Genomic DNA, 26,886 nt, shown 5'->3' with positions numbered 1-26,886 from the left:
CCCAGCAGGCAAAACCCAAAAAGGAGAAAGCACTATCTTGACCCACAGGAATTAATCGAAACATAATCACAAGACGGGTCACTTCTCAGTGAAAACACCGGGTCAACTCTCAATGAAAATCAACAGCATGCGGCTCCTCTACGCCGTCTATGCACTGGCCCTGGTGTTGCTGGTCATCGTTGTGCCGCTCATGACCCATGGTGGCGGGAGCAGTGCCGTCAAGGGCTGGACAGCACTGGTCGATCCTGGCCCGCTGTCCTTCCAACATGCTTCCTTGAAGGCGGATTGCGAAACCTGCCATACCCCGCACAAGGGGGCCGAGCCGGTCAAATGCATTGCCTGCCATGTCGGAACGGACTTTGGCACCAAGGCATCGACCCGGTTTCACGCCAACGCGAAGCAATGCACAACCTGCCATGTCGAACATGACGGCGGCGCGAGCCTCACACGCATGGATCATTTGGCGTTGCTCGACCCCAAGCTCTGGCAAGGCCCGACCGTAACAGCGGATGCACGTCCGATGAGCACTCCATCCAAGACCAGCAATGCTCTATCGTGCGCAAGCTGTCACGCGGCGCGCGATCCGCATCAGGGCCTATTCGGCAAGGACTGCAAGAGCTGTCACACGCTGACGGACTGGAAAATTGCCGAATTTCGTCACCCGTCGGTCAATTCACGGCAATGCGCCGAATGTCACAAGGCACCGCCAAGTCACTTGATGATGCACTTTGAAATGGTGTCGCAACGCGTGGCCAAAGAGCGCGCTTCCGTCAATCAATGCGTCGCCTGTCATACCACCGACAGCTGGAACAATATTCGCAAGGTCGGATGGTATGACCATCATTGAGCCTGCAAACGCCGCGCTCGACACGCTCGTCCGTTTCGCGGTGCTGTCTCTCGAACTTGCCGGGACGCTGACGATATTGGGGTGACTACACGAAAGTGACGTATCTGCACGCTAAGGGCGAACAAATCCGGTACGATGCCAGCAGATGCTATTCGCAGGCTTTCCTGCCCCTTTTATGTGGTGCCGCCCTACGGGCGCCGATATGGGAGGGCGGCAATCCGATTGACCAACGATCGAGGTAGAACCCTGCTCGCCAAATATGTGAGCTGGTTGCCCATCCCCGGTATGGCGAAGGATTGCCGATAAACCAGAGCGTGGACTGCATGGGCCGCGCACCGGTCAACGTCCATCAAACCCAACCTCCCCCACTTCAAATCGCTGAGGGCAGCCATGTCTGTGTCGATTCCACCGGGTGCAAAAGACCCAACACTCACTCCCGTCCCGGCAAGCTCCACGGAAAGCGCTCGCATGAGGGTGCTCACATAGGCTTTCGACGCGCCGTAGACCGCTTGGAAGGGCACGGATGTTTCGCCCGCCAGGCTCGACACGGCGATTACTGAGGATTCAAACGGCTGCTCCCTGAAAATCGCAATCAGGCGAGCCAGCAAATCCGTGAAACCGAGTATGTTTGTTTCAATTACCTCGGCATAAGTGTCGGCACGGCCTGCATCAAATGAACCAACGCTCGTCATTCCGGCAACCAACAAAGCGGCTGTTACTTGCAATTCTGCAACCTTAGCCGCGATTTTCTCCCTGCCCTCGATTTCACGTTGATCAGCCACTATAATCTCGCACGGCACATTGAACCGCTCGTCAATTTCGGTCTGTAGCTCCCGCAAGTTGTCGAGCCTTCGTCCAACAATCAGGGGCTTGGCCTGGTACGATGCCGCCAAGCGGAGGGCGGACGCTCTGCCCAAACCGGTCGAAGCCCCTGTGACCAGCACCCACGAGTTCTTGATCGCCAGCGGTTTCACGCGTTTTCCAGAGCCTTGTATAGGGCGGTTTTGCCGATCTTGAGCCGGGCCGCCGCCTCACGAACAGTGAGGCCCGCTGCGATATGCGCCCGCGCTTTACGTAGTTTGTCGGGGGTAACGACAGGCCGGCGACCACCCTTGTTGCCCCGCTCGCGTGCGGCCTTGAGGCCGGCATGAGTGCGTTCACGGATCAGGTCACGCTCGAATTGGGCCAGCGAGCCGAAGATGTTGAACACCAGCATGCCGCCCGAAGTGGTGGTGTCGATATTCTCGGTGAGTGAGCGGAACCCGATGCCGCGCGCCGCAAGCTCGCCGACCTTCTCGATCAGGTGGCTCATCGAGCGGCCGAGGCGGTCGAGTTTCCAGACCACCAGCGTGTCGCCGGGGCGCAAATAGGCGAGCGCTTCGGTTAGGCCAGGCCGATCGGCTTTTGCCCCGGATGCGTGATCGTCGAATATACGGTCGCACCCGGCAGTGTTCAGCGCGTCAAGCTGGAGCGACAGCTTCTGGTCTGCGGTCGAGACGCGCGCATAGCCGATCAGCGCCACATGATGCCCGATCCTGTCCGTTTTCCCGTCATTATGCGATCTTGTCCGAATCGCCGTTACAGGTCCAGAGTTAACGGACATATTCCTGTTGGCCGCCAGAGGACCGTCTGACGGACACGCAAAGCGAAGGAGATGATGCTTGGCGAGACGGCGACTGGTGAGCCTGGAAATCTGGGCGAGGCATTATGGCGCGCCGCTCGATGAGCGCGAGATCGCGCGTCATTATACGCTGACCAGCGACGACCTGGAAATTGTCGGCCGCCGTCGCGGCGATGCCACCCGGCTCGGCTATGCGATGCTCATGCTATATATGAGATGGCCTGGCCGTGCGCTGGAAGCGGGCGAAGTCCCGCCCGCTCCTGTGCTCGCCTATGTGGCGCAGCAACTCGGCGTCGCGCCGGCAGCCTTCGCGGATTATGCCCATCGGGACCAGACCCGTCGCGAGCATCTCGTCGAAATCCGACGATCGCACGGGTTCAGGATTTTTGACCGCAACGCTTTCCGTGAAGTTGTCGCCTTCTCGGTCCCAATCGCGCAGACCATCATACACCCCGGCCAGATGGCAGACGTCATCGTCGATGAACTCCGGCGCCTGCAGATCCTCCTGCCTTCTCCGTCGATTCTCGAAGCGGTGCTGCGGCGGGCGCGCCAGCAAGCCGAACAGCTTACCTATGAAGTGCTCACGAATGGCCTGCTGCCTGACACCCTTCAGGGCCTGGACGATTTGCTGGCCCGACGACCGGGGCAGGTCGCGACATGGCTATCCTGGATGCGCAATGCGCCACAATCGCCGGCAGCGCGCAACATCCTGCGCCTGATCGAACGGCTCGCCTATATCCGCGCGCTGGGCCTCGATCGCGCCCGTGCCGACATGATCCCGGCTTTGACTTTTGACAGGCTGGCGGACGAAGGCAGCCGCATCACACCCCAGCACCTTGGCGAACTCAATGCCCTGCGCCGCCATGCGACGCTGGCGGCAACCGGCATCCGGCTTGAGGAAAGCCTGACCGACGCCACCCTGACGATGTTCGACAAGCTGTTGGGCAGCATGGCGCGCCGCGCCGAGAACCGGACCCGCGACAAAGCCCTCAAGACGGTGCGCGAGTTGCAAGGCCACCTCCGGACGCTCACGGGGTCTTGCCGCCTCCTCATCGACGCGCGCAGCAAGGGCGTGGATTCTCTGGCGCAGATCGAGGCGCTGGACTGGCAGCACTTCGCCGTGGCCGTCGAGCAGGCCGAAGTGCTCGGGCGACCGGAAACCGTCGATCGCACCGCCGAATTGATCGAGCGGCATCGGACGGTGAAGCTCTTTGTCGGCGCTTTTCTCAACGCCTTCGAGTTTCGCGGCGCCGGCGCGGTTCAGGGGCTCCTGTCAGCGCTGGCCATCATCGCGGAGCTATATCGGACCGGCAAACGGCGCTTGCCTGATCGCGTGCCGCTACGCTTTGTGCCGCCCGCATGGCGCCCGTTCGTCCTGCGGGATGGCATCGTTGATCGTGCCGCTTATGAACTATGCGCCTTGTCGCAACTACGCGAGCGGTTGCGAGCCGGGGATATATGGGTCGCGGGAAGCCGGCAGTTTCGCGATTTCGACAGCTATCTCATACCGCCGGCGACCTTTGCGGCGCTGCGCGAGAAGGGGCCGTTGCCGCTCGCCATCGAAACGGATTTCGAGCGCCATATCGAGGAACGGCGCACCAGGCTCGACACGGCGATCGAGCAGGTAACGGTCCTTGCACGGCAAGGGGAGCTGCCCCAGGTTAAGCTTGACGAAAACGGTCTCATCATCTCGCCGCTGAAGGCGGCAACACCGCCCGCCACCGAGATTGCCCGTCGCGCCGCCTATGATCGACTGCCGCGCGTGAAGATCACCGATCTTCTGCTGGAGGTCGATGCCTGGACCGGGTTCAGCGAATGCTTCATCCATCGTCGTTCGGGCCGGGAAGCCGACGATCGCAATGCGCTGCTCACGGTCATCCTCGCCGATGGCATCAATCTCGGCCTCACACGCATGGCGGAAACCTGCCGGGGCGCAAGTCTGCGTCAGCTCGCCCATCTTCACGACTGGCACATCAGCGAAGCCGCCTATGGCGAAGCGTTGGGAAGGCTGATCGACGCCCATCGCGCCATGCCGCTCGCCGCGCTGTGGGGAGACGGCACCACTTCGTCGAGCGACGGACAGCAATTTCATGCCGGGGGCCGTGGGGCCGCGATCGGCGACATCAACGCGCGCAGCGGCAACGAACCAGGCGTTGCCTTCTACACCCATGTCTCGGATCGATATGACCCCTTCGCAAGTCGGGTGATCGCGGCGACCGCTGGCGAAGCGCCCTATGTGCTGGATGGCTTGCTGTATCACCAGACCGGCCTGACGATCGAGGAGCACTACACCGATACGGGCGGGGCATCGGACCATGTGTTCGGCCTCATGCCCTTCTTCGGCTACCGCTTCGCGCCGCGCCTGCGCGACATCAAGGAGCGTCGTTTACACCTCCTTCCCGGCCAAGAATCCGGCCCCTTGCTTCCCGGCATGACGGCCGAACCGATCGCATTGGGTCATGTCGCGGCGCATTGGGACGAACTGCTGCGGTTCGCCACGTCGATCCGCACCGGCACCGTCACTGCTTCGGCAATGCTGCGCCGCTTGTCCGCCTATCCGCGACAGAACGGACTGGCCCTCGCACTACGCGAGCTGGGCCGCCTCGAACGCTCCATTTTCATGCTCGACTGGCTGCGCGACATCGACCTGCGCCGGCGCACCCAGGCGGGCCTCAACAAAGGCGAAGCCCGCAACGCGCTCGCCCGCGCGCTCTTCTTCAACCAGCTCGGCGAACTGCGCGATCGTCGGTTCGAGAACCAGACCTATCGCGCCTCCGGCCTCAACCTGCTCGTCGCCGCCATCATCTTGTGGAACACTCGCTATCTCGAAATGGCGCTGGCGGACATCGGCACAGCCGACGAAATCGCACGCCACATCGCGCCATTGGGCTGGGAGCATATCTCGCTGACCGGTGACTATAGCTGGAATGTTGAAGATCAACCCGATCCGGACGCCTTGCGACCGCTGCGCGCCGTCAACTCCCTACTTGCCGCGTGACGTTCGCTATCCGTTCGCCCTTTCCGTGCAGATACGTCACTTTCGTGTAGTCACCCCATATTGGCAGGCGCTGTTGCCGCCATTTTCCTGTTCGTGTCGCGCGTGCGCGCCTGCGGCATTCAGGCCGCTTACCAGCCTGTCCGAGCCGTTTTGGGCCGCAGCATTCTGCTTGGTCTCGAGTTTCTGGTGGCTGGCGACATATTAAAGTCGCTCGTCATCAATCCCAGCCTCGATGATCTTCTTGTCCTTGCCGGCCTTATTCTCGTCCGAACATTTTTGAGCGTTTCGCTCGGGGTTGAGATCAACGGCCATTGGCCTTGGCAGGAAACAGCCATAGCGGCACGGGCCCAACCCGTTGCACGCCCCAACAATCGCGCGAAGAACAATCAACCAGGAGGCCGGGATGAGGGATAGCGATCGCCCGGCTCCAGGCGAAAATCGGCTTGCTCGCGCCACTGCCCGCCATGTCCAAAGCCTTTGCGCGCAGGCCCCGCATTGCCACACTCCCGCTCATCCCGACGAGGGTTGCCAATGAGCCGACAAGCGGAGCCGGGCCAGACCGGTGCCATTCCCCATGGTCCAACCGGACATGGCCTCAAAGCTCGGAAATTGGGGCTGATTGCGGGGTCGGCCGAGCCGATTGCGGTGATGCCCGAAGACTGCGCCATATGCCGGGCCGAGGGATTGACGGCGCGCACTACGATTCTTGTCGAAGCAGGTGATCGCCAGATCGTTGCCCGATTGATGCGATCGACAAACGATCTGGTGGCCGAGGGCGAGATCGGACTTTCCGATGAAGCCTGGACCAGGCTCGGTCTCAGCGGCGGTGAGCCTGTCAATGTTCGACATCCGCAGCCGGTGCCGTCGCTCAGCGCCTTGCGCAAGCGCATCTACGGCAACCGACTCGCCCAAGCCGACTTTACAAGTATCATGTCTGACCTTGTCGCCGGGAGGTACAGCGATGTCCATCTCGCCTCGTTCGTGACCGCCTGTTCGGCCTTTCCCCTCGACCTCGATGAAATGATCGCGCTCACGCAGGCGATGATCGGCGCGGGCAAGATGCTGACCTGGCATCAGCCGGTTATCGTCGACAAGCACAGCGTCGGCGGACTACCCGGAAATCGGACAACACCGATCATTGTCTCTATCGTCGCCGCCTTGGGTTTGGTCATGCCGAAAACGTCGTCGCGGGCCATTACCTCTCCGGCCGGCACCGCCGACACGATGGAAACGCTTGCACCGGTCGATCTCGACATCGAACAAATCCGCGACGTGGTTGCGCGGCAGAACGGCTGCCTGGTCTGGGGGGGAGCCGTCGACCTCAGTCCAGCCGATGATATCATCATCGGGGTCGAACGCATTCTTGACCTCGATTCCTCAGGCCAGCTGGTCGCATCTGTGCTATCAAAGAAAATTGCGGCAGGTGCCACGCACCTGGTCATCGATATGCCGGTCGGTCCGACGGCAAAGGTCAGGACCGCCCAGGCCGCTGATGAATTGAGCTATTGGCTCGAGGCGGTTGCCGCCGCATTCGGTGTCAAGATCCGTATCCTTCTGGGCCGCGGAGACCAGCCCATTGGCGGCGGCATTGGGCCAGCGCTCGAAGCCCGAGATGTGTTGGCGGTGTTGCAGCAGCGCGACCCGCCCGCCGACCTTGCCACTCGCGCATGCGACCTGGCCGGTGCGCTGCTTGAGCTCGCCGAGTTCGCGCCCCAAGGCAGCGGAGCGATGCTCGCCCGAGATGTTCTCGAAAGCGGGCGAGCCTGGGCCAAATTCCAGGCAATTTGCGCGGCACAGGGCGGATTGCGCGAGCCGCCGGTGCCGAGCCATAGGCAGGTAGTGCTTGCCCCGCATGCCGGAACGCTGGGCTCCATCGATAACCGCCGCCTGGCCCAGCTCGCCAAGCTCGCCGGTGCACCGGCGGCGAAGGCGGCAGGCGTCGAACTACACTACCGGCTCGGAGACGCAGTTGAAGCCGGCTCCGCGCTGTGCACCGTTCACGCAGAAAGCCGCGGCGAGCTTGACTATGCCATGCAATTCTATGCCGGAGCTGGCGCAATATTCGGAATCGAAGAGCCATGAACTCGCCCATTCTCATCCCGCTACCGGGAAACGAGCACCTCGCTGCCGGCATTGCCGGCGCCATCGATGCCGAAATTGGTATGCTGGAGATGCACCAGTTTCCTGACGGCGAAACCTATCTGCGCTTTGCCTGCGGAGTCGCTAAACGCCCGGTCATCCTGCTGTGCACGCTCGCGCGGCCCAACGAACTCGTCATGCCGCTGCTGCTGGCCGCCGATGCGGCCCGGGACCTGGGGGCGAGCGAAGTGGCTCTGGTTGCGCCCTATCTGGCCTATATGCGTCAGGACCGGCGCTTCAGATCAGGCGAGGCGATCAGTGCGCGGACATTTGCGCGTCTGCTGTCGAACGCGTTCGACTGGTTCGTCACCGTCGACCCCCACCTTCACCGCTATGCGTCGCTCGATGCGATCTATTCGATTCGCTCCCGGGTCGTCCAATCCGCCCCGTCGATCGCGCGCTGGATAAAGGCGAACGTCACTGACCCTGTGATCGTCGGTCCGGACATTGAGAGCGAACAATGGGTGAGCAGTGTCGCCCAGCAAATTGGTGCCCCGCACTTCGTCTTGAGCAAATCCCGTACCGGAGATCGCAGGGTCAGCGTCACCCTGCCAGACATCGAACCCTTCGCGCACCGCCGACCCGTCATTGTCGATGATATCGGCTCGTCGGGCCAAACGCTTGTGGAAGCTGTGCGCGCACTCAACCATGCGGGCTTCGAAACCAGCTGCTGCATTGTCGTCCATGCGCTGTTTGATTGCAAGGTCGAGGATGTCTTCGATGATCGATCGGTCCAGATCCTCAGCACCGACACGGTCGCGCATGACACCAATGCGATTGCCTTGGGCGATGTCCTCGCCAAGGCGGTCGAAGAGATGCGCCTGGGTACCGAACCGGCGCGCAAACCAATTGAATGAAGGGATAGAGAGATGGCGAGCTTTGGAATCTATGGATTGGGTCGGATGGGCCAGGCTATCGCGCTTCGGCTGCTCAGAAATGGTCATCGACTTCATGTTTACAATCGAAGCCCGGGGCCAATCGACTTGCTTGTCCAAGCGGGTGCTCAAGGAGCGACTTCGCTCGCCCACCTTGTCAGCCAGTTGGAAGCGCCGCGTTGCATCTGGCTCATGCTCCCGGCTGGCGAGCCTACCGATGAGGCGCTTGTTGCCCTGTCCGAATTGCTTTCCCCAGGCGATGTGCTGATCGATGGCGGCAACTCCTATTGGAAGGACGCAGCCAGACGTGCCGCCATGCTTGAGAAGCGCGGAATCGCATTTCTTGATGTCGGAACCTCAGGCGGGGTACATGGGCTGGACCGCGGCTTCTGCCTGATGGTGGGAGGGCCAGCTGAAGCGGCCGACTTAGTTGATCCGATTTTCGCCAGTCTGGCCCCGGCAGAGCTTGCACCCAATGGCAAGGAACCGCATGGCAATCGTCCGGGATTCGTCAGAACCGGTCCTTGCGGGTCGGGCCATTTCGTGAAGATGGTCCACAACGGCATTGAATATGGCATGATGCAGTCGATCGCCGAAGGTTTCGAATTTCTGGCAGCGGCGGCTGCACCGTCCAGGCTGGCGAACGAGAAATTTGAGCTGAAACTCGATGAAATTGCGGAAGCCTGGCGCCGTTCGAGCGTCATTTCCTCATGGCTGGTCGATCTTGCCGCTGAAGCTCTGCTCAATGATCCGCAGCTTTCGGCCTTTTCGGGAAGGATCGAGGATTCAGGTGAGGGTCGCTGGATGCTGCACGAAGCGATCGAAAATCGCATTCCGGCACCCTCTCTCGCAGCTGCCCTATTCGCCCGGTTCGAATCCCGAACAGACGCCAGGTTCGGCAATCAGCTGCTCTCTGCCATGCGCATGGGTTTTGGGGGGCATAAAGAGCCCCCCAGCCCAAACTGAGGCGCAAACCCAATCAGTGCCGGGCGTAAATCTTTTGACCTGCCGATCCGAAAGAATAGACGATATAGGATTGGGGTTTTTGCCCCGGCACTTCCATTCCGGGCGATCCCAGTGGCATTCCGCCGACAGCGAGACCGCTCACGCCCTTGGGCTTTGCCGCGAGAACGCGCTTGATGTCAGCGATCGGAACATGACCTTCAAAAGCAATCCCGTCGATGAACGCCGTGTGGCACGATTGCAGCGACGAGGTTATGCCGAGCCTCTTCTGAAGTGCAGCCCGATTTACATTATCGACCACCTTGACCGATCGGCCAAGCGCCGCTTTGACCTGAGCTGCCCACTTCATACAGCAACCGCAGCCGGGGTCGCGGTGCATAACCATTTCGGACGCGGCGAACGCCGGCGTCGCAACAAGGGCTAAGGCCAAAAATAGCTTTCGCATGAAAAACTCCTTTTAATTCGGAATGCGGGAGGCTGTCACCAGCCTCCCGCCAAGGTTGTTCACTTGTGATCCATACCGCCCATGTCGTGGCCTTTGTGATTATCTTCGGCTTTTTCAGCCTTGTCCTTGCAGCAGGCCATCTTGCCCTGCTCGTCCTTCTTGCAGCAACAGCACTCCTTCTTGGGCGCGGGTGCCGGTTCGGTGGCAAAGGCAGCACTGGACATGCTGAGCGCAAACGCGCCGATAAGATATTTGATTTTCATGATCTCACTCCAATTAAAATGTTGATTCCTGGTCTTGCGTGGGCGGCGCGCGGCGGCGGTACCGGCGGCTCGGGAACATGGCCAGCAGATGGCTGCACCACTCCTAGTGTGTGCGGCAGCTCGGCCCAATTCCGGAGCACGGTCTGCGGGCCAAGTCCCGCGACTGGAAAGGCGCAAGCGTGGCAGAGCCTCGCCTCGGCCGTCGGTTCGTGCTGGTCTCCGGGCACTACATCCTTGGCCATATCATCGCAGCTGAAGCTTGTCGAAATTGTCGAACTTGCCGCCGTCGCCGCGCATGAGGGGTCGGCGCGTAGCAGGATGGCCAAGGCAAGCAAAATGACGCTCAAAAGCTTCATGCGGTGCGTTTCTTCCGCCTGAAAGGCCAGCGCATCACGAGCAAGGCCGTGCCCGCCAATCCAAGCAGCAGTCCGCCGACCGCGAAAGCGAGCAGCCACCATGAGTTGAAGTTCTCATGATTCTTCCAGTCCATGATGTGAAGGCTCCAGAAGAAGTCATAGAGCCGCCATGTGCCGGTACGCACGGCAGTGATCCTGCCAGTGTCAGCGGCAACGAATATGCTGGTATTGTCGGGGTCGGCGAACGCGATCCGCCAAGCAGGAAGCGCAGCTCGATATTCGGGGCTTTCCTGCTTGATCAGGCTTGCCTCTGCCTTGGGTTTTTTCGCGGATTTCCAGGCTGCTTCGGCAATCCGCGTTGCGAGTTTTGAATCAACTGGAGGAACGGGCCTGCCGGTCACGGCATCAAAGAGCTTGATACCTCGCTTGGTTGCCACCTCGGCAATAGGTCGACCATCGAGCATGCGCCAGGTCATTGCCTCGACGGGTGCACCGGCTTGGGCCACGATCCGCTGCGGATCGGCAAAAACGGCGCCGCCAGGAATTGCAACGATAGTCTCGCGGTCAACAAGATGTTCACCGCGCACCTTGTCGATCGGCAGGAAGCTCATGATTGCGCCGCTGGCGAACCAGATCAGCAGCTGCGCGCCGATAACTAACGCCAGCCATTTGTGGATGCGGCTCGCGGCGAGATGGAAGCGCGTCCTGAGTGCCATCAGCTGCGGAGCGACGAACGAAGGGGACGATGGTTCATGGTTCGGCGGTCGTGATGGTCTATTTCATTCAAGGTTGCGTGCCTTTCATATCATGTCCGGCATGCGGATCAGGGGTTCGTTCGGCAGGCGCCGCGGTTTCGCGGGCCGCGGGAGTTTTGGGGCCGGTTTCTGTCTTGGCAGCAGGTTTGGCCGGCTTCGCTTTGTCTCGCACGGTCACCGTCTCGGCGCGGCGCGCGGGAACTACCGCCGGAACGCCGTCGTCTGGAGCGACGGCCTTTTTGTCCGCCGCTGCGGGTTGGGGCACGGGATCTTTGGCAGGCACAGCCTCCGTATTGACCTGCGTGTTTACCTCCGGTGTATTTTTGTCATGAGCCTCTTGAGTGCCGCAAGCAGCAAGTACACCGGACAATAAGGCGGCTCCGAAAATCGCTGTTGGCCGTCTCATTTCCCTATTCCTTCCATTTCGCGGCATCCCTTGCCCAGACAATTCGCATCCCAACCATCGCAAGGATCGCCACATGACGCCGGGGCGCTTCAAAACCAGACCCGCACACCCATTACGAAGTGCGGATCGGATACCTGCCCGCCGCTCGCTCTGGTGAAACGCGCCGATTCGCCAAATTGGCGGACCCACTCAAAACCGATATAGGGTGCGAACTCTTTTTTGATTTCGTAGCGAAGGCGCGCGCCCAATTCGAGATTGTTGAGACCGGCACCAACGCCAAGTTCGCGAATGGTTTGTGCGGACAGATTTGCTTCGAACCGCGGCTGAAATATCAGCTTCTGCGTGATGCGTTGGTCGTAATAGCCTTCAATGCGGCCCCGGACTTCGCCCTTGTTCGAAACAAAGGCCGCTGCTGTGATCTCAAACCAGTAGGGTGCCAGGCCTTCGACGCCAATAACCGCGTAAGTCCGCGACGGATCGGGTTTGACATCGTAGCGGACACCGGCCTGCAAATTCCAATAGGGTGATATCGCACGCGAATAGAGCCCGAAGAGTTCCAGATCGTCGAGCGGTCCGCCAAATTCTCCTTCACCTTCATATTTGAACACAAAGCGGTTGATGTCACCGCCGAACCACGCCTCGCCGTCCCAGCGATAACTCTCCTTGCCTTTGTGGACGACAAACTCAGCCAGATCGAAAGAGAGATAACGGAAGGTCGAGCCCCCGCTTTCCTTCATCATCTCCTCGCGCGATTTCGCCATCTCCTCGCCGGGGAAGATGCGATCAGCATACCAGTCAGATGGCGGCGCCGGGGCCGGTGCATCGCCGGGTTCCAGATCCGTGCCGCTCGCAGCACCCGCTGCCGAAGACAGTTTTGGCATTGATTTGGGCGTGCAATGGCCCATCTGTGCGTGTTCGGGCGGACAATCGGGATCGACCGCAGGCTCAGCCATGGGCGAACCTGGCATCGTCATACCAGACATGCCTTCATCAGCCGGGGTGCAATGCCCCATTTTGGCGTGCTCGGGCGGACAGTCGGATGTGGTACTTTGCCCCTCCATTGGCGCGGCCATTTCCGGCATACTACGATGATCCATTTTTTGCATAGGATCGGAGGCCGGCTGTGCGGCAGGCTTTTGCGCCACGGGCTGCTTTGGCTTTGCGTCCGGCTTTTTGGGTTTGGCCGCAGGCATTGAGGAATGATCCATGCCTTGCATCGATTGGGCCTGCAAGGGCATGGTGAAGGCCAGTGCCGCGGTCGCGACCAACATGATACGGGTCAAGCTCATGCTGCTTCTCCCCGCGGGCGCACACTGACAACGCGCATCATCCCTGCATGCATATGGTAGAGAAGATGGCAGTGGAAGGCCCAGTCGCCAAGCGCATCGGCGGTAAAATCAAAGCTTGCCTTGCCGCCCGGTTGAACGAGCACAGTATGCTTCCTCGGGGCATAGTCCCCTTTGCCCGTGACCAGTTCGAAAAAATGCCCATGCAGGTGGATGGGATGGCTCATCATAGAATCGTTGATGAGATTGACGCGAACCCGCTCACCCTCGAGGAAGGGAATGGGTTCGTGATAGTCCGACATCTTGATGCCGTCGAACGACCACATGAAGCGCTCCATATTGCCCGTAAGGTGTATGTCGAGCGAGCGTTCGGGGGCGCGCACGTCAGGGTTTTTGTCGAGCGCGACGAGGTCATGATAGGTGAGCACCTTGTGACCGGCATTTTCGAGGCCCTGTCCAGGCTCGCCCATACGATCCACCGGCATAGGCGAAATTGTCTGCACGCTTGGATCGCGCTTGACCTGCGGGGCAACGCTGAAATCGCGCATGCTATGGCTCATGCCCGCGGCACCATGCCCCATCGCACTATGATCAACTGGCGCTGCCGCCGCATCGGCAGGGGTGCAATGACCCATTTTGGCATGTTCGGGCGAACAATCTGGCACGGGTGCTGCACCTACGGACGTCGGGTCCATCCCTTCCATCGCACCGCCTCCGGACATGTCCATGTCCCCCATGCCCATGTCTTTCATGGTTGCCAGCGGCCGCTCCCGCAAGGCGGGAACTTCTGCCGCCATCCCGGCACGCGGCGCGAGTGTTGCGCGGCCCAATCCCGAACGGTCATTTGCTTCGGCCACCAGCGTATAGGCGCGGTCGTCGGTCGGCGTAACAATCACATCATAGGTTTCAGCAACGCCCATCTGGAACTCGTCGACCTCGACGGGACGGACGTTCAATCCGTCCGCTTGCACGATCGTCATACGCAACCCGGGGATGCGAACGTTGAAGATCGTCATCGCTGCCGCATTGATGATGCGAAGGCGCACCCGCTCGCCGGGTTCAAAAAGCGCCGTCCAATTGTCTTTGGGACCATAGCCGTTCACAAGGAAATTATAGGTCGATCCATTGACATCGGCGACATCGGTTGGGTCCATGCGCATCGCACCCCACTCCAGCCGATCCTTAAGAGGCTGATCCTTACCGGCAAGCAATCCGCCCAATGTCTGACGCTGCATGTTGAAATGGCCTGGATTGACCTTCAACTTGCGAAAGATGGCCTCCGGTGAGATCTCGCTGTGATCGGAGAGCACGACAACATGCTCACGGTCATAGCCGATTGGATCGGTTCCTTTTGGATCGATGACGATGGGGCCATAATGGCCAAGTTGCTCCTGAAGCCCTGAATGACTGTGATACCAATAGGTACCGGATTGAACCACCGGGAATTCATAAACGAAGGTCGAACGCGGCTTGATGCCAGGAAAACTGACGCCCGGCACCCCGTCCATATGGAAAGGCAGTATCAGACCGTGCCAATGAATTGAGGAGTCTTCATCGAGATCGTTCGTCACCGAAAGCCGGACATTCTGCCCTTCGCGAAGCCTGATCAAAGGTGCTGGAACCGTCCCGTTAATGCCAATAGCCCGACTGACCTTGCCATCGACGCGCATTGTCTGGCGCGCAATGCGCAAACTGATATCGGTGCCCGACACTGTAGGAAGGGGAGCAATAATGCCTGAGGATACAGGTTGTGCCCAAGCGGGCATCCAGCCAGCCAGCGCCAGAGCAGCGCCGCTTCCCATCGTTCCGCTTACAAAATGTCGTCGATTGATGTTCATATTGGCTCCATGAGCAAATGCCTTACCTAACTCCATACGCAGCCCAGCGGTACACCCCTTGCCTCGACTTCTTCTTCTGGTCGAAATAAACTAGAAACCCGAAGGCTCAGGCAGCCATGCCACAGCAGCCTTCCTATCGGCGCAGGCCTATTCCGTTACACCAATTATGCGATTCACCGGCGGAACGCTAAGAAGCCTGCCTTTCTCGCGCCCGGGACATGAAGAGTGTACCGGCTTCACATCGACAGCCATGATATAATCGCGCATCCCATTCTTCTCGCGGGGAAATTACCCAAGCAACTGTTCAGCCTCGCCCAGCACTTCTTTTAACCTTGTTCGAGCACGATATAGCCTTGTTTCGACCGCCTTTTCACTGATCCCCAAAATGGCGGCAGTTTCGGCCTGGCTGAGCTCTTCGATCGTGCGGAGCGTTAGGACTTCGCGAAGCGGTGTTGGCATGTCCATCATTGCCTTTTGAACGAGCTTGAGTTCGGATCTGCTCTCGGCTTCGCGGTCCGGCCCTGGTGCATCGCTCTCCAATATGTCATCGGCTTCGATCGGCTTGGCCAGCCAGAAAAAGGACCGCACTGCACGCCTTCGGGACCAATCGCGACACTTGTTGAGAGCAATGCGTGAGATCCAGACCTGGAACGGGCGTGCCGGATCATAGCGATTGATCGCCGAGAAAGCCGAGACGAAACTCTCCTGAACGAGCTCGAGTGCTTCATCGGTGTCGCCAACATTATTCCGGATCAGGCGGAAAACGGCACCTTTATGGCGTCCCACCAGCTCCTTGAATGCCTGTTGCTGACCTGCAACCGCCAGGCTTGCCAGTTCCCGGTCGTCACATTGCGATAGTTCCAGCGTCACCGCGCATCGGCGGTCAGGGCTTTGACCACAGTTCTGTCGAACATCTTTGCTTGCTCGGGATTCAGGATTGCACGCATGGCAAACAGATGTTCCAGCGTCTCCTTTTGTAGTTCACCCATCATGATGTGGCTGTTGTCGATCGCAGCCGTGACCTTAGGCCCATATCCATGTTCTTCGTCAATCGCCTCTGCCAGCCGCGCATTGGCCGCGCGCATCTCGAGTTCAAGAGCCTTGCGGCGGACCGCAAACCGCGCCTCCTCCTGGTCTAGTTTTACCTGCTGTTGGCTCGTCAGTTTCAGGTCGTCGTGGAGTAAAGCATGAAGCTCGGTTTCGGTTGCGCGAGGACGATCAGCAACAGCCCGTCCGACAAAGACACCGCAAGCAGCCGACACAAAAGCCACGAGCGCCAGAAGCAGCAACTGCCGCGAACGCATATCAGCGCGCGTCCAACAAGGACGAAGGCGACAACATAGCGGCCGGAGCAAAGGGTGACAAAGGCTGCACGGCAACCGCAGGTTCACCCATGGCGATCCCGGCAAAGGCGCCTCCGCCAAGCGACACGACGGCAGCCAAGGCAATGAACTTCCGTGATTCGCGCGTTTCGCGTTGTCGCATAGCAAGCGCTGTCATCACCCGGTCGTCCAGTCCATCAAGCATGCCAGCTTGCGGACTACGCTTCATCTGCATCAATAAGTTGTCCATTACGTCCTCATCCAAGTTGGCATCTCCCTTAATATACGCGCTTGCGACTAAAACCCCTCAACCTCGGGTCATATGAGGGGTGGCACCATTGCATGCGTATCTATCATGACGCACAATTTTTTGGAGAATTTTCATGCAAAAGACACTTATGCCCCTTATTCTTGCCGCGCTAGCCATGGTTGCAGCACCGGGTGCGGCACTCGCGCACGCGAAACTCCTGTCGTCGACACCCGCGGCCAATGCCACGGTTTCGAAGGACAAGGCAAAGTCGATTACCCTTATGTTCAATGAAAAACTAATGGCAGCGACGGTTAAAGCTGAGCTGGTCATGACCGGTATGCCGGGAATGAAGGACCACCCACCCATGAAAATCGCCTTCACCTCGATGATGGGCAAAGACGGCAAATCGATGATGCTGATGCCCAAAAAAGCGCTCGTTCCGGGGACATATAAAGTTTCATGGTCAGCGGCCGGAGCGGACACGCACCGGATGGGCAGCGAATTCAGCTTCACGGTTAAATAAGACGTGGACACCGATTGGGGAATGATCGCGATCAGGCTCGGATTGTATCTGAGCCTGATGCTGCTTGTAGGTTTCGCCGCGTTTCCGCTGTACGCCCTTCGCAAGGGTGAGCGATGCGACGGGGCCATATTGGCGACCCGAAGAGTGCTCATTTTCTGGGCGGTTGCGGCAATTCTATTGTCGCTGCTTGGCTTTCTCGCGCTTGTTGCCGCGATGATGGGCAGTTCGATTGCCGAAGTCGATTGGCAAACAAGCCGCTCGATCATTGTCGAAACGCCAATTGGTGCAGCTTGGGTCGTGCGCGTAGTTGCGCTCATTGCATGTCTGTTCGCCGCGATCCTAATCAAGCGCTCCGACGAAGCTCGGCTGGTCGCCATTCTTGGAACAAGTACGGCGGCGCTTGCGACGCTGGTGTGGACCGGACATGCTGGGGCGACCGAGGGCATGGTCGGCGGCATCCACAAAGTGAGCGACATGTTGCACATGATTGCCGCCGCCATCTGGCTCGGCGGCATTGCCGCTTTTCTCAAAATGTTGCGGGCGCCAGATGACGGACTTTGGGGAGACCGCCCGAATGTTGCACATCGGGCGCTCGACAGCTTTGCCCGAATCGGAACGATTTCTGTGGCGGTGATTGTCGTGACGGGCCTGATCAATGGTCAGATCCTGGTCGGCATCTCCAACATCACGGCCCTTTTCGATAGCACCTATGGCTGGTTGCTGATTGTGAAGCTGCTGCTGGTTGGAATGATGATGCTTCTGGCGGCCCAAAACCGTTGGCGGCTGACGCCTGGTCTTGCTATAGCGCTGTCCGACGGCGATATAGCGAAGGCCGTTGCAGCGCTGCGAGCCAGCCTTTTGCTTGAAGCAGCGGCGGGCATTTTAGTTCTGGGCGCGGTCGCATGGCTTGGCACGCTCGAACCGACAGCAAGCGCGGCGATGTCGTGAACGGCAAAGGCTCGCCCTGGTCGGGGGCAATGACCCTTGGTATGGGCTGGGCCTGGCTCGATGCACGGATTGGCGACAACCGCGCGCACCGCCATGTCGCCCACCAAATCAGTCTTGCGCTGGATGATGAGTGCGAAATCGGTGGATCAAGCCCATTACGGCTAAGGCAAGGCGACGCATTGCTCATTCCGGCTGGGACATTACATTGTCTCGCCCCAGCCGGGATCGCGGTCCGGACAATCTATGTGGATCCGATGTTTCGGGGAAGAAATAGCCTAGCCGCTCAGACTGTCTGCACTCGCCTCAACCGAGACGATGCGTCAGCGCTGCTTGCGATACAGGATGGTAAGCAAGCAAGACAGTGGATAGCCGACTTTCTCGGTCTTGTCGGCTCGCGCATCATCGACAGAAGATTGCGCGCCGGTCTTGCCGAAAGCGATGCTGACACCAGCACGACCGCGCTTGCCGGGATGATCGGACTATCGCCAGCACGAGTACGCGAGATTGCAGTTCGTGACTTCGGCGTGCCTCCTTCAAAATTGCTGCAATGGCTACAGCTGCAACGCGCGATCGATGCGCTTCGTCAATCGCGCAATCTGGCAGATGCGGCCGCTACCGGGGGCTTCTCCGACCAAGCACATTTTACCCGCCGGCTTGTCGAATGGTTCGGAGTTACACCGGCCTCTGGGCTGAACGGACTCGACATTTCGGTGAGCGACTGAGCTTTACCAGCGAATCGTTCAAGACCGGGAGAGAGAAAAAAGGCCATTGATATCGCCTATATTCTGCCGGAGTCCCTGGATGTCGCTGTTTCGCATCATTTATGCCCCCTTCTATTTTCTTGGCTTTGTCGGCGGAGCCGCCCTGCTTGTATCGAGCGGTGCGTCCCCACTTATGCTTGTCGCATTGTTGCTTGTAGCCATCACCGCGTCGCTCATAGCCGAGCGCATTGCGCCATTCGAGCCCGCTTGGAACCGCAGCCATGGTGACGCCTCGCGTGACGTAGCGCATGGCTTGGTCAACGAGGGATCAATTATCCTATTGGTGCTTCTACTGCCCTTTTTCGCAAGCTTGGTTCCATGGCGCTCGATTTGGCCGACGAGCCTGCCTTTCTGGGCCGAAGTGCTGCTCGCAATCGTTCTTTTGGACGCCGGTATCAGCTCTGCCCATTTTGCCAGCCACAGGGTGCCTCTGCTCTGGCGCTTTCATGCCGTCCATCATTCGGTTCGCCGACTATACGGGTTCAACGGACTGCTCAAACATCCCGTCCACCAGCTGATCGAGATTTCGGTTGGAACCTTGCCATGGCTCTTGATGGGCATTCCACAAGATGTCGCTCTGGTCGGAGCATTTGCGGTCGCGATCCAGCTGCAGCTCCAGCATTCGAATGTCGACATGCGCGTGGGGCCCCTCGCCTATCTCTGGGCGGTAGCACCAGTCCATCGCCACCACCATCGTGCCTCGGAGACCGAAGGTGATGTCAATTTCGGCCTGTTCCTCACGGTCTGGGATGTCCTGTTGGGGACAGCGCAATTTCGGAGCAGCGACAATGTCCGGGCAGGTGCAGTCGGGATCGATGGTCGATCCGATTATCCGACAGCCTATTTCGCGCAGTTGCTCGAACCCTTTCGGCCCACGACCCCGGTCACTTCGACGACCGCGAAGGCCGCAACCGGACTGACGGAATGAGCCAATATGAAAACAATCCGGGGGCAACCTATACGCCCGCTGCAGGCCACCATTTGCTGACGCCGCTTTACGATCTTGGCGTCGCGCTGACCACACGCGAGGCGCTCTGGCGCAACAGGCTTGTCGAACTCCTTTCACCGCAAGACGACGATGTTATTCTTGATATTGGTGCGGGCACTGGCAGCCTCGCCACGCTTCTTGCGAGGCAAAATCCTGCTATGCGCTATTACGGCATCGACCCGGACGAGGCGGCAATCGACATTGCACAAGCCAAGGCTGTACGCGCAGGTACTTCTCCGGTCTTCAAAGTTGCTCATTTCTCGAAAGACGCCGTATCGGGCTGGCCCAAGCCGACAAAAGCCACCTTGTGCCTTGTCCTCCATCAAGTTCCGCTTGACGAAAAATTGCGCCTTCTTCAGGAAATCCATTCGACCCTAGACGCGGATGGCATGCTCTTCATCGCCGACTATGGCGAGCAACGTTCATGGCTGATGCGCACGCTTTTCAGTTCAACCATCCAACGGCTTGACGGCGTTTCCGATACACAGCCCAATGCGGATGGGGTGCTCGTTCCGCTGATGGTGCAAGCCGGTTTTGCGGAAATCGAAGAACCGGCGCAATTCAACACCGTCACGGGCTCAATCTCCATCCTCAAGGGCATAAAAGCCGGACAGCACACAGAATGAACCGCGGATGCGTCCTATATCCGCATGACTCCTTGCCCTTCGGGTCGCACCGAAGAAAGGCATGGGGCGGGAGTGAAGCCGGACCACAAAGAGCGCACCCCGCCCCAAAACCACTTTTGCTTGCGATGTTGTCGATTTTTGATGGGGCTTCGATAGGCACAGCCGGGCTGGCTCACCCGCCAACAATTTGGCTTGACCCTAGACCTTGGTCCAAAGCTAAACCTCAACGCCCAAGCTGCGACAACGCATCTAAAGATAGGATTTGAAAGGAAAATACCATGACGGACGCCCAAGCACAAATAGCAACCAAAACATCAGCCATTTCCCAATCTAGACTGGCAATAAGCCGCGCGGCGCTGACTGGCGCATTGTCCACAACAACCTTCTTTGTTCTTTGCTGGTTGGCGGGGGCGCTGAACCTGTTCCCATCGACGCATATGTTGATTTCACTCTTCACCCCCGGCGATCCGACATCATTGGTAACGCTTGGTTTCGGGGTCGTTTCAGCAGTACTTTCCGGTGCGCTCGGTGGGACGCTCCTCGCCCTGTTTTGGAACCTAACCAAGGGCAATTCCTGACAGCTTTTGGAGCTGTGAAAGGCGCGCATGCCAAGAGCGGTACTGTCATCTTCAACGGGAATTTCCGACTTCGCGAACCTCGAAGTCTGCCCGGTTTGCGGCGGTTTGAAAAACTGCTGCCCTGACCATGAGGGATAACGTGCTGCGGTGCGTATTTAGAGTAAAGGCCAGCGACCTCCCCCCTCGCTCGGCTTGCCCGTCGGGTCGCCCCGTCTGCGGGCTGTGGGGGCGGGAAAAGAAGATGGAGAAAATTCATGTCATCTCGCCCCCCCATTTGCACCACCAGCCTAGGGCGTTTGGGTCCCAGCCCAAAATCTGTCAGTCGCCCTGCCCAGCGATTGACCCAGCCCCCCGCGCGGCGAGAATTGTGTTCCATTGATGCGGGCCGCGCGCTATGACGATCCCTGCAGCGACCCAGTACGGCCATCAGCACAATAAAGAGCGTAGTGGGCAACGCGTCAAGGATCCCGTCTGCGGCATGGACGTCGACCCTGCCATCACCCAACATGTCGCGGCGCATGCGGAAAAATTTCATTATTTCTGCAGCTCTGGTTGTTTGAGCAAATTTAACGCCGATCCCGGGCACTATCTGAACAGCGACACGTCCCTACCCAGCGACTTCCAGGACGGTGCGATCTGGACCTGCCCGATGCACCCCGAGATCCAGAAATCCGGACCAGGGAGCTGCCCCATTTGCGGCATGGCTCTTGAGCCCTTGATGCCGACGGCCGATACCGGCCCAAGCGAAGAATATCGCGACATGCTGCGACGATTCTGGATCGGTCTCATCCTTACTCTACCCGTGCTCGGTCTTGAGATGGGAGGTCACCTGACGGGTCTGCACCAATGGCTCGAGCGCCAGACGGGCAATCTGATCCAGATGGCCCTAGCGACACCCGTGGTTCTTTGGGCGGGCTGGCCATTTTTCGAGCGCGCCTGGAATTCGCTTAAGACGCGAAGCCTCAACATGTTCACCCTGATTGCCATGGGGACCGGCGTTGCATGGACTTACAGCATGGTTGCGGTATCGGCGCCGCAAATCTTCCCTGCTGCCTTTCGCGCCGCCGATGGATCGGTTGCTGTTTATTTCGAGGCGGCGGCTGTCATTACCGTTCTCGTCCTTCTGGGCCAGGTGCTCGAACTGCGCGCCCGTGAAACAACAAGCGGTGCCATCCGGGCATTGCTTGATCTGTCTCCGAAGCTGGCCCGTCGAGTCCGCGCTGATGGGACCGACGAAGAGGTTGCTCTTGCGGAAATCCAGGTCGGCGATACACTTCGGGTCCGCCCTGGCGAAAAAGTCCCGGTCGACGGAATCGTCCTTGAGGGACATGGCAGCGTCGATGAATCGATGGTTACCGGCGAGTCGATGCCTGTCGCAAAAGCTTTAGGAGCAGCGTTGATCGGAGGTACGATCAACCAGTCGGGAGCATTGCTGATGGCCGCCGAGAAGATCGGGCGCGACACGATGCTGGCGCGCATTGTCCAGATGGTTGCCGATGCCCAGCGAAGTCGGGCTCCGATCCAGCGGCTCGCTGACACCGTTGCCGCCTGGTTTGTTCCAGCGGTGATTCTTGTTGCGATCGCCGCCTTCGTTATCTGGTCGCTATTTGGTCCGCCGCCAGCGATGGGTTATGGTCTGATCGCCGCGGTCGCGGTCCTGATCATTGCCTGCCCCTGCGCATTGGGGCTCGCCACACCAATGTCGATCATGGTCGGCGTCGGACGGGGCGCGCAGGCCGGCATCTTGATCAAAAATGCCGAAGCCCTCGAACGGATGGAAAAAGTCGACACGCTCGTCGTCGACAAAACGGGCACGCTTACCGAGGGCAAACCCGCCGTTGTCGGCATCGAAATTACCGACGGTCACACAGAAGATGAATTGCTGCGGATTGCGGCCAGTCTTGAGCGCATGAGCGAACATCCGCTCGCAAAGGCCGTGGTCAAGGCCGCTCTGGACAAGGGACTGGCCTTGAGTGAGCCCCTCAATGTCGACCAGCCGGTTGGCAAGGGCATAAGCGGCATGGTCGACGGCAGCGCCGTCTTGGTCGGCAAAGCCGGATTCTTCGAGGAGCTCGGCGTACCGACCGGAGTACTAGGTACCCGCGCCGACGCAATGCGCGCCGACGGCGCAACGGCGATATTTGTTGGAATTGATGGCGGCATCGCCGGCGTCATTGCCATTGCGGATCCTGTCAAAGCGACGACCCCGCAGGCGCTAAAGGATCTGGCGCGCGCGGGCGTCCACGTCATCATGCTGACCGGCGACAACCGGATCACAGCCGAAGCAATCGGACGCCGTCTTGGCATTGCCGACATCGAGGCGGATGTCATGCCCGACCAGAAAAGCGCTGTCGTGCAGAGATTGCGTTCTGAAGGCCGGATCGTCGCGATGGCCGGCGACGGCGTCAACGATGCGCCAGCGCTGGCAACGGCCGATGTGGGCGTGGCCATGGGGTCCGGCACCGACGTCGCGATTGAAAGCGCCGGCGTGACCCTCCTGAAGGGCGATCTGACCGGAATCGTGCGCGCTAGGCATCTTAGCAGAGCGACGATGCGCAACATTCGACAGAATCTGTTTTTTGCATTCGCCTATAATGTTGCAGGCATCCCGATTGCCGCTGGGGTGCTCTATCCGGTCTTTGGCCTGCTCCTGTCCCCTATTATCGCTGCAGCCGCCATGGCGCTGTCGTCGGTCAGCGTGATCGGCAATGCGCTGCGGCTGAAACGCGTCGAGATCTGAATGTTTTTGAGACGTGCCTTCATGCTCGCGACCGCATCGCTTGCCGTCATCATTCTCTTCTATCTGTTGCGCGAGCATTGGGCGCATGCGCTCGGTATTCTGCCTTACGCCATATTGTTGCTCTGCCCGCTCATGCATCTGTTTCACGGATCGCATGGCCATGATCATTCGGGCAAGGCACATTGAGCTTACCAACAAAATTACAACCCTGGGGGAGATTGAATATGCGAATGACGATCAAGGCTGCAAGGTGCGCTGTGGCTGCAACATGTCTTTTGATGTCAACACTGGCTAGCGCTGAGCAGCCTGACCGCGACGGCGCTGCGGCCGTTCTGTCAGCCTATAAAGCCGCGATTGAGCGCCTCGATATTACGGATGTTGAAAAACTCTTCTCGCCCGACGCCATTGTCATCGAGTCAGGAAAGGTCGAGGGCAATTTCAATACCTATCGCGACCATCATTTGGGCCCCGAACTCAAAGAGTTCAAATCCTTTGCCTTCGGCAACTACAAGGCCGACATCAGGTTGGAAGGTCCTATTGCACTCGCGACAGAGACCTACACATACCGGATTGTGCTGCAATCGGGTGAAGCGATCGACCGGCTCGGCGTTGCCAGCACCGTGCTGAAATGGAACGGGCAGGCTTGGCAAATTGTCTCGACCCATAGTTCGTCGCGCAAGCCCAAGGCACCAGCCAACTGATGCAGATGGTCGATCGATCCTCGCTCATCCGCCAGATGATCGAGCGCTGGCGCGATGATCCAGGCGCCACCTACCAAAGCTGGTTCCTCTGGGACGAACGTATCAAGAATTTCCGTTCGATCCGCCGAGGCATCCAGCAAGTTGTGGCCGAAATCGAGGCCGGGTCATTTGGCGTTGCCTATCGCGGGTCATCGCTTGAGACGGTCGTGCATTCGATCGCCGAGCAGCGTCAGATCTTCAAAGGCGCCGACCATGCTTTCCTCTGGAAGCCCAAGCTCCGTATTCCCGACATTTACGAGCATCCCGTTAACCAGCGCGCCTTCGGGCGCCTGCTCCACAATTGTGTCTGCTGTGATACGGCCGAAGACGTTATTGCCCATATCCGGGCGATCGACAGCCTCAAGATCAAAGGTCTGGGGCCAGCAGTCGCCAATTTGCTCTATTTTCTTCATCCGACGTTGATCCCGCCGTTCAACACGGCCATCGTCAACGGCTACAACGCTCTTACTTCGTCGAAGGTCAAGCTTGGGAGCTGGGAACAGTTTCTCGCCATGCGCAGCGGCATCCTCGACCTGAACGACGAATATCGCGACCTTCTCTCCAATGATCTAGGTGCTATTGGCGGGCTTTTATTCGACATTGGTTCAGGACGTTACCCCTCCCCCTCACCATCGGACGAAAGCTCAGACGACTGGATCAACCGCCTCGATGCGGTCCGCGCCGAAGCGCACCAGCTCGGCAAGGCGCAATTGGCGCGGAACGATGATGACCGCACCCATAGCGAAGTACAGGCATGGTTGCGCGACCTTGGGCATGCGCTTGGCTATCGCATATGGATTGCCGCGAACGACCGAGGACGGATCCATGACGGCATTCCGCTGGGAAAAAATTGTCTCGAGCATCTTCCGCCGGAAATCGCAATTGCGCCGGGTGCAGATGCCGTGCGCCTCATCGACGTTTTATGGATAGCGCCAGATTCGCCGCGCGTCGTAGCGGCGTTCGAAGTTGAGCATTCGACTTCCATCTATTCGGGTATCGTCCGGATGCTCGACCTGGCGCTGAGTGGCGGCGATATCGAGAATGTCGCCGAGCTCTTTCTGGTTGCCCCGGATGCCCGCGAAAAAGATGTGCGGGCACAGCTTGCGCGACCGGCATTCAGCCGCATCGCGGATCTCAAAATAGCCTATCTTCCCTATGCGGAGCTTGCCTCCCACCGCGAACAAATTGCACGCTTTGGCAGCGGTATGAAAGCAATCCGGGCAATCTCCCGTCCCCTTTCAACGCTCGATGGCCAGAATGATGACAAATAAGCTGTTCATGCGCTCCGGTTGCCGAAGTGATCGCGCTCCATGCTAGTTAGAGAGACCGTCCAAGACCTTCCCGTGTCGGCGGTTATATTGTGGCCGATCCTCGCGCGGTTGGACGGGGTTTCCGAATGGAACCCAATGATTGCATTCAAGGGCAGCGCGGAATTGAACGCCGAACTGCGAATCATGTTCAAGGAGCTCCTCACAACATGGCCTAGCGCCAGCGGACCAGCTCGCCTGGTCTTATATGACCTGCCCCATGCGATAGGATAGCGTATCCGCATCCCCTTGCTGCTCGAAATCGAAGAAACAATTACCCTGCTCGAAAGCGGCACAGGAAAGCGTGTGACCCGACGCGTAGTCGCGACAGGACTGCTTGCAAGAATTGCACGCTCCTGGCTGTCGCGACAATTGGAAGGCTATCTTCATGACGGCGACAACGGCCTGAAAATCTCGGCTTCGCGTTTACCGGCGGCGCGGAGTGGCGGGTTTGCACGCACGAAAAAGCGGAAGCGCTGAGAGATTGTTGCTGTAACCTCTCACGCCCTGCAAACGAATTGACTAATGGGTTTCTGGAGCCTAGTGAAATGCTATGAAGCGGTGGCTTTCCATGCTGATGCTCGTAGGAGCGATGATGGGCCTTTTGGCCCAGGAAGCCGCGTTTGCGCGGGCGATGCCTTCTACAATGACCGAACAGTTTAGTACGTCATTGCAGATGAGTGCGGACTGTGCCGAAATGATGGGCTCTGCACAGCAAAATCCTCAGCCCGACGAGCCATGTGAGGGCATGACGCCAGACTGTATCGCCAAAATGGGATGTGCAGTCCCGGTTGCGCTAATTCCTCCGCTGCTGAGCACCCACCCGGCCGAAATGTGTCTAACGACGCCGCTACAAATGCCAGTCGCGCCACTTGTCGGGCGTGAAACCAGTCCGGAACCACATCCACCTTCCCGCCTTGGCTGAACCCCAGCGGCGCACGACGGACCAGCATGTCCGCAGTGCGTCTCGAACTAGTTCAATCAAGGATATTTAGCATGAAAATTCTACTGACAATCGCCGCAACGCTTGCGGCATTTGCTTCTGTATCGGTTCAAGCCGCAAACGATCGCGGACCGGGCCATTGGGAATGGAAGTCGCGCCCGACCCATGGACCGAGCAAGTCCAACCTGCCTGCGCGTGTCCGCGTCTGGGTTAAGGATGACCAGGCCAAGATGGCCAATTGCGATTGCGACATGATGAAGGTCGCCCCTGCCGATTGCATGATGACGCCCGGCAAGGGCGCTTCTTCCTCCAAAGGCTGACGGATTTCGTCCCGGTCTGCGCTTCAGGCGTAGGCCGGGGCGGCTCCG

29 protein-coding genes are annotated in these 26,886 nt (G+C 59.1%); 19 read left to right on the top strand and 10 right to left on the bottom strand.

Going from position 1 to position 26,886, the window contains the following annotated elements; genetic code table 11:
* The first annotated feature begins 112 nt into the window (after nucleotides 1-112).
* Nucleotides 113-847 carry a cytochrome c3 family protein gene (locus EQG66_RS14150; protein ID WP_245988114.1) on the top strand — a complete coding sequence of 245 codons (735 nt, stop codon included), beginning with the start codon at nucleotides 113-115 and terminating at the stop codon, nucleotides 845-847.
* A gap of 188 nt (nucleotides 848-1,035) precedes the next feature.
* On the opposite strand, the gene EQG66_RS14145 is transcribed toward EQG66_RS14150, so the two are convergent.
* On the bottom strand, nucleotides 1,036-1,821 hold the full coding sequence (locus EQG66_RS14145) for an SDR family NAD(P)-dependent oxidoreductase (protein WP_004213209.1): 786 nt from the start codon (nucleotides 1,819-1,821) through the stop codon (nucleotides 1,036-1,038).
* On the bottom strand, nucleotides 1,818-2,369 hold the full coding sequence (locus tag EQG66_RS14140) for a recombinase family protein (RefSeq protein ID WP_004213210.1): 552 nt from the start codon (nucleotides 2,367-2,369) through the stop codon (nucleotides 1,818-1,820). Before EQG66_RS14140 ends, EQG66_RS14145 begins: the two co-directional genes overlap by 4 nt.
* 139 nt (nucleotides 2,370-2,508) lie before the next feature.
* Between EQG66_RS14140 and EQG66_RS14135 the strand changes: the two genes are divergently transcribed.
* From EQG66_RS14135 to gnd, 5 genes are all read left to right on the top strand, one after another.
* Nucleotides 2,509-5,466: a Tn3 family transposase gene (locus tag EQG66_RS14135; RefSeq protein ID WP_008829513.1), complete on the top strand. Its 2,958-nt coding sequence runs from the start codon at nucleotides 2,509-2,511 to the stop codon at nucleotides 5,464-5,466.
* Between the two features lie 60 nt (nucleotides 5,467-5,526).
* On the top strand, nucleotides 5,527-5,880 hold the full coding sequence (locus EQG66_RS14130; protein WP_245988113.1) for a DUF1622 domain-containing protein: 354 nt from the start codon (nucleotides 5,527-5,529) through the stop codon (nucleotides 5,878-5,880).
* 117 nt (nucleotides 5,881-5,997) lie between these two features.
* Nucleotides 5,998-7,548, top strand: a complete 1,551-nt coding sequence (locus tag EQG66_RS14125) for a thymidine phosphorylase family protein (RefSeq protein WP_129405203.1) — start codon at nucleotides 5,998-6,000, stop codon at nucleotides 7,546-7,548.
* On the top strand, nucleotides 7,545-8,462 hold the full coding sequence (locus EQG66_RS14120; RefSeq protein ID WP_129405196.1) for a ribose-phosphate diphosphokinase: 918 nt from the start codon (nucleotides 7,545-7,547) through the stop codon (nucleotides 8,460-8,462). The genes EQG66_RS14125 and EQG66_RS14120 overlap by 4 nt, the downstream gene beginning before the upstream one ends.
* Before the next feature lie 12 nt (nucleotides 8,463-8,474).
* Nucleotides 8,475-9,446, top strand: coding sequence for a phosphogluconate dehydrogenase (NAD(+)-dependent, decarboxylating) (gene gnd / locus EQG66_RS14115; protein ID WP_129405195.1), 972 nt, complete (start codon nucleotides 8,475-8,477; stop codon nucleotides 9,444-9,446).
* Nucleotides 9,447-9,459: 13 nt separating this feature from the next.
* Here the strand turns inward: gnd and EQG66_RS14110 are convergent, their stop codons facing one another.
* The 3 genes from EQG66_RS14110 to EQG66_RS14100 all read right to left on the bottom strand — a co-directional run bounded on the left by EQG66_RS14110 (nucleotide 9,460) and on the right by EQG66_RS14100 (nucleotide 11,223).
* Nucleotides 9,460-9,888: a DUF411 domain-containing protein gene (locus EQG66_RS14110; protein ID WP_245988112.1), complete on the bottom strand. Its 429-nt coding sequence runs from the start codon at nucleotides 9,886-9,888 to the stop codon at nucleotides 9,460-9,462.
* Nucleotides 9,889-9,947: 59 nt separating this feature from the next.
* A complete protein-coding gene (locus tag EQG66_RS14105; RefSeq protein WP_129405194.1) occupies nucleotides 9,948-10,151 on the bottom strand; it encodes a hypothetical protein in 204 nt (67 codons plus the stop codon).
* Nucleotides 10,152-10,503: 352 nt separating this feature from the next.
* Nucleotides 10,504-11,223 carry a PepSY domain-containing protein gene (locus tag EQG66_RS14100; protein WP_129405193.1) on the bottom strand — a complete coding sequence of 240 codons (720 nt, stop codon included), beginning with the start codon at nucleotides 11,221-11,223 and terminating at the stop codon, nucleotides 10,504-10,506.
* Here EQG66_RS14100 and EQG66_RS15375 point away from each other — a divergent pair.
* Nucleotides 11,117-11,635: a hypothetical protein gene (locus tag EQG66_RS15375; protein ID WP_164975695.1), complete on the top strand. Its 519-nt coding sequence runs from the start codon at nucleotides 11,117-11,119 to the stop codon at nucleotides 11,633-11,635. The genes EQG66_RS14100 and EQG66_RS15375 overlap by 107 nt on opposite strands.
* 122 nt (nucleotides 11,636-11,757) lie before the next feature.
* Here EQG66_RS15375 and EQG66_RS14095 read toward each other — a convergent pair whose 3' ends face one another.
* From EQG66_RS14095 to EQG66_RS14075, 5 genes are all read right to left on the bottom strand, one after another.
* Nucleotides 11,758-12,957, bottom strand: coding sequence for a copper resistance protein B (locus EQG66_RS14095; protein ID WP_129405192.1), 1,200 nt, complete (start codon nucleotides 12,955-12,957; stop codon nucleotides 11,758-11,760).
* Nucleotides 12,954-14,792 (bottom strand): copper resistance system multicopper oxidase, encoded by a 1,839-nt coding sequence (locus EQG66_RS14090; RefSeq protein WP_129405201.1) that lies wholly within the window; start codon nucleotides 14,790-14,792, stop codon nucleotides 12,954-12,956. The genes EQG66_RS14095 and EQG66_RS14090 overlap by 4 nt, the downstream gene beginning before the upstream one ends.
* A gap of 288 nt (nucleotides 14,793-15,080) precedes the next feature.
* Nucleotides 15,081-15,662: an RNA polymerase sigma factor gene (locus tag EQG66_RS14085; protein WP_129405191.1), complete on the bottom strand. Its 582-nt coding sequence runs from the start codon at nucleotides 15,660-15,662 to the stop codon at nucleotides 15,081-15,083.
* Complete coding sequence (locus EQG66_RS14080; protein WP_129405190.1) at nucleotides 15,659-16,096, bottom strand: periplasmic heavy metal sensor; 438 nt, start codon at nucleotides 16,094-16,096, stop codon at nucleotides 15,659-15,661. The genes EQG66_RS14085 and EQG66_RS14080 overlap by 4 nt, the downstream gene beginning before the upstream one ends.
* A gap of 1 nt (nucleotide 16,097) precedes the next feature.
* A complete protein-coding gene (locus EQG66_RS14075) occupies nucleotides 16,098-16,379 on the bottom strand; it encodes a hypothetical protein (RefSeq protein ID WP_129405189.1) in 282 nt (93 codons plus the stop codon).
* Nucleotides 16,380-16,497: 118 nt separating this feature from the next.
* Between EQG66_RS14075 and copC the strand changes: the two genes are divergently transcribed.
* The 12 genes from copC to EQG66_RS14015 all read left to right on the top strand — a co-directional run bounded on the left by copC (nucleotide 16,498) and on the right by EQG66_RS14015 (nucleotide 26,838).
* On the top strand, nucleotides 16,498-16,887 hold the full coding sequence (copC, locus tag EQG66_RS14070) for a copper homeostasis periplasmic binding protein CopC (RefSeq protein WP_129405188.1): 390 nt from the start codon (nucleotides 16,498-16,500) through the stop codon (nucleotides 16,885-16,887).
* 21 nt (nucleotides 16,888-16,908) lie between these two features.
* Nucleotides 16,909-17,835, top strand: a complete 927-nt coding sequence (gene copD, locus EQG66_RS14065) for a copper homeostasis membrane protein CopD (protein ID WP_129405187.1) — start codon at nucleotides 16,909-16,911, stop codon at nucleotides 17,833-17,835.
* On the top strand, nucleotides 17,832-18,557 hold the full coding sequence (locus tag EQG66_RS14060) for a helix-turn-helix domain-containing protein (RefSeq protein WP_164975697.1): 726 nt from the start codon (nucleotides 17,832-17,834) through the stop codon (nucleotides 18,555-18,557). Before copD ends, EQG66_RS14060 begins: the two co-directional genes overlap by 4 nt.
* A 79-nt stretch (nucleotides 18,558-18,636) precedes the next feature.
* Nucleotides 18,637-19,524 carry a sterol desaturase family protein gene (locus tag EQG66_RS14055; protein WP_129405185.1) on the top strand — a complete coding sequence of 296 codons (888 nt, stop codon included), beginning with the start codon at nucleotides 18,637-18,639 and terminating at the stop codon, nucleotides 19,522-19,524.
* Nucleotides 19,521-20,210 carry a class I SAM-dependent methyltransferase gene (locus EQG66_RS14050; protein WP_129405184.1) on the top strand — a complete coding sequence of 230 codons (690 nt, stop codon included), beginning with the start codon at nucleotides 19,521-19,523 and terminating at the stop codon, nucleotides 20,208-20,210. Before EQG66_RS14055 ends, EQG66_RS14050 begins: the two co-directional genes overlap by 4 nt.
* Before the next feature lie 278 nt (nucleotides 20,211-20,488).
* Nucleotides 20,489-20,788, top strand: a complete 300-nt coding sequence (locus tag EQG66_RS14045; RefSeq protein ID WP_129405183.1) for a hypothetical protein — start codon at nucleotides 20,489-20,491, stop codon at nucleotides 20,786-20,788.
* Between the two features lie 394 nt (nucleotides 20,789-21,182).
* Nucleotides 21,183-23,528: a heavy metal translocating P-type ATPase gene (locus EQG66_RS14040; RefSeq protein WP_129405182.1), complete on the top strand. Its 2,346-nt coding sequence runs from the start codon at nucleotides 21,183-21,185 to the stop codon at nucleotides 23,526-23,528.
* Nucleotides 23,529-23,549: 21 nt separating this feature from the next.
* Nucleotides 23,550-23,714 (top strand): DUF2933 domain-containing protein, encoded by a 165-nt coding sequence (locus tag EQG66_RS14035; RefSeq protein ID WP_245988111.1) that lies wholly within the window; start codon nucleotides 23,550-23,552, stop codon nucleotides 23,712-23,714.
* 44 nt (nucleotides 23,715-23,758) lie between these two features.
* On the top strand, nucleotides 23,759-24,229 hold the full coding sequence (locus EQG66_RS14030) for a nuclear transport factor 2 family protein (RefSeq protein WP_129405180.1): 471 nt from the start codon (nucleotides 23,759-23,761) through the stop codon (nucleotides 24,227-24,229).
* Between the two features lie 5 nt (nucleotides 24,230-24,234).
* The gene (locus tag EQG66_RS14025) at nucleotides 24,235-25,539 is read left to right on the top strand and encodes a type II restriction endonuclease (protein ID WP_129405200.1); all 1,305 of its coding nucleotides are present in this window, start codon (nucleotides 24,235-24,237) and stop codon (nucleotides 25,537-25,539) included.
* A 285-nt stretch (nucleotides 25,540-25,824) separates the two neighbouring features.
* Entirely contained in the window at nucleotides 25,825-26,055 is a 231-nt protein-coding gene (locus tag EQG66_RS14020) for a hypothetical protein (protein ID WP_129405179.1), read from the top strand.
* Nucleotides 26,056-26,571: 516 nt separating this feature from the next.
* Complete coding sequence (locus tag EQG66_RS14015) at nucleotides 26,572-26,838, top strand: hypothetical protein (RefSeq protein ID WP_129405178.1); 267 nt, start codon at nucleotides 26,572-26,574, stop codon at nucleotides 26,836-26,838.
* Nucleotides 26,839-26,886 lie beyond the last annotated feature (48 nt).

This window comes from Sphingobium fluviale, from assembly GCF_004122115.1.
Taxonomy (GTDB): domain Bacteria; phylum Pseudomonadota; class Alphaproteobacteria; order Sphingomonadales; family Sphingomonadaceae; genus Sphingobium; species Sphingobium fluviale.
The sequence above is the reverse complement of the archived record's forward strand: the minus strand, read 5'-3'. Positions and strand labels throughout refer to the sequence as shown.

What these genes read in the sequence shown, in the direction of transcription:
- EQG66_RS14150 (WP_245988114.1), top strand. Translation starts at nt 113, where the DNA reads ATGAAAATCAACAGCATGCGGCTCCTCTACGCCGTCTATGCACTGGCC.
- EQG66_RS14125 (WP_129405203.1), top strand. Translation starts at nt 5,998, where the DNA reads ATGAGCCGACAAGCGGAGCCGGGCCAGACCGGTGCCATTCCCCATGGT.
- EQG66_RS14120 (WP_129405196.1), top strand. Translation starts at nt 7,545, where the DNA reads ATGAACTCGCCCATTCTCATCCCGCTACCGGGAAACGAGCACCTCGCT.
- gnd (WP_129405195.1), top strand. Translation starts at nt 8,475, where the DNA reads ATGGCGAGCTTTGGAATCTATGGATTGGGTCGGATGGGCCAGGCTATC.
- EQG66_RS14110 (WP_245988112.1), bottom strand. Translation starts at nt 9,888, where the DNA reads ATGCGAAAGCTATTTTTGGCCTTAGCCCTTGTTGCGACGCCGGCGTTC.
- EQG66_RS14105 (WP_129405194.1), bottom strand. Translation starts at nt 10,151, where the DNA reads ATGAAAATCAAATATCTTATCGGCGCGTTTGCGCTCAGCATGTCCAGT.
- EQG66_RS15375 (WP_164975695.1), top strand. Translation starts at nt 11,117, where the DNA reads ATGATTGCGCCGCTGGCGAACCAGATCAGCAGCTGCGCGCCGATAACT.
- EQG66_RS14100 (WP_129405193.1), bottom strand. Translation starts at nt 11,223, where the DNA reads ATGGCACTCAGGACGCGCTTCCATCTCGCCGCGAGCCGCATCCACAAA.
- EQG66_RS14095 (WP_129405192.1), bottom strand. Translation starts at nt 12,957, where the DNA reads ATGAGCTTGACCCGTATCATGTTGGTCGCGACCGCGGCACTGGCCTTC.
- EQG66_RS14090 (WP_129405201.1), bottom strand. Translation starts at nt 14,792, where the DNA reads ATGAACATCAATCGACGACATTTTGTAAGCGGAACGATGGGAAGCGGC.
- EQG66_RS14080 (WP_129405190.1), bottom strand. Translation starts at nt 16,096, where the DNA reads ATGCGTTCGCGGCAGTTGCTGCTTCTGGCGCTCGTGGCTTTTGTGTCG.
- copC (WP_129405188.1), top strand. Translation starts at nt 16,498, where the DNA reads ATGCAAAAGACACTTATGCCCCTTATTCTTGCCGCGCTAGCCATGGTT.
- copD (WP_129405187.1), top strand. Translation starts at nt 16,909, where the DNA reads ATGATCGCGATCAGGCTCGGATTGTATCTGAGCCTGATGCTGCTTGTA.
- EQG66_RS14055 (WP_129405185.1), top strand. Translation starts at nt 18,637, where the DNA reads ATGTCGCTGTTTCGCATCATTTATGCCCCCTTCTATTTTCTTGGCTTT.
- EQG66_RS14050 (WP_129405184.1), top strand. Translation starts at nt 19,521, where the DNA reads ATGAGCCAATATGAAAACAATCCGGGGGCAACCTATACGCCCGCTGCA.
- EQG66_RS14045 (WP_129405183.1), top strand. Translation starts at nt 20,489, where the DNA reads ATGACGGACGCCCAAGCACAAATAGCAACCAAAACATCAGCCATTTCC.
- EQG66_RS14040 (WP_129405182.1), top strand. Translation starts at nt 21,183, where the DNA reads ATGACGATCCCTGCAGCGACCCAGTACGGCCATCAGCACAATAAAGAG.
- EQG66_RS14035 (WP_245988111.1), top strand. Translation starts at nt 23,550, where the DNA reads ATGCTCGCGACCGCATCGCTTGCCGTCATCATTCTCTTCTATCTGTTG.
- EQG66_RS14030 (WP_129405180.1), top strand. Translation starts at nt 23,759, where the DNA reads ATGACGATCAAGGCTGCAAGGTGCGCTGTGGCTGCAACATGTCTTTTG.
- EQG66_RS14025 (WP_129405200.1), top strand. Translation starts at nt 24,235, where the DNA reads ATGGTCGATCGATCCTCGCTCATCCGCCAGATGATCGAGCGCTGGCGC.
- EQG66_RS14015 (WP_129405178.1), top strand. Translation starts at nt 26,572, where the DNA reads ATGAAAATTCTACTGACAATCGCCGCAACGCTTGCGGCATTTGCTTCT.